Genomic DNA, 672 nt, shown 5'->3' on the forward strand with positions numbered 1-672 from the left:
ATTCATATAGCTCTGGAGAGAGGACACCGCAATCCCCAGCTCCGCCGCCAGTTCACTCATAGAGAGCCTATTTACCTCCTTGTACCAGCGCAGCGCTAAAGAAATATTTCCAGTGATGATTGACATGATAATCTCCTCTTTCTTTCTACGGATTATCATGTTGATTGGGAGGCCCACGGCAGTGCAGTGGGGGGCCTTTTTCTCTGTAAAAACAGCCCGAAAATTGTGCCCCGGATTGTGCCCCGAAGCGCCCTGAAAGTGCCCCTGAACACCGCCTTACAACGGCAGCGAGTGAGACAGTTTCAGAATAGAAAAAATCCCTAAAGCCTTGCGGCTCTAGGGATTTACTTGGTGGACGATACAGGACTTGAACCTGTGACCTCCCGCACGTCAAGCGGATGCTCTACCAGCTGAGCTAATCGTCCGAACAGCATGGATTATTATAGCCGCAGGGAACCTTTTTGTCAATAGAAAAATCGAATTTTTTTGATAAAACTTTAGGGGCGTCAAAAAAGAGAATTTTCCTATGAAAAACGAGAGAGGTGTGGTATAATCTATAGATGTATATCCCATTCTTTCAGAGGAGGAATGTTCCATGTTAAAACTCGATCTCTCCAAGCTGAGCGGCTTTCTGCCCGAGGACTATCTGACCTCCCGCCAGGAGCGGCTGGC

1 tRNA gene is annotated in these 672 nt (G+C 47.9%); it reads right to left on the reverse strand.

From position 1 onward, the window contains the following. Positions 1-349: 349 nt before the first annotated feature. Positions 350-425, reverse strand: a tRNA-Val gene (locus tag D1646_RS22350). Positions 426-672: the final 247 nt, after the last annotated feature.

This window comes from Pseudoflavonifractor sp. 60, assembly GCF_009911645.1.
Classification (GTDB): Bacteria; Bacillota; Clostridia; order Oscillospirales; family Oscillospiraceae; genus Lawsonibacter.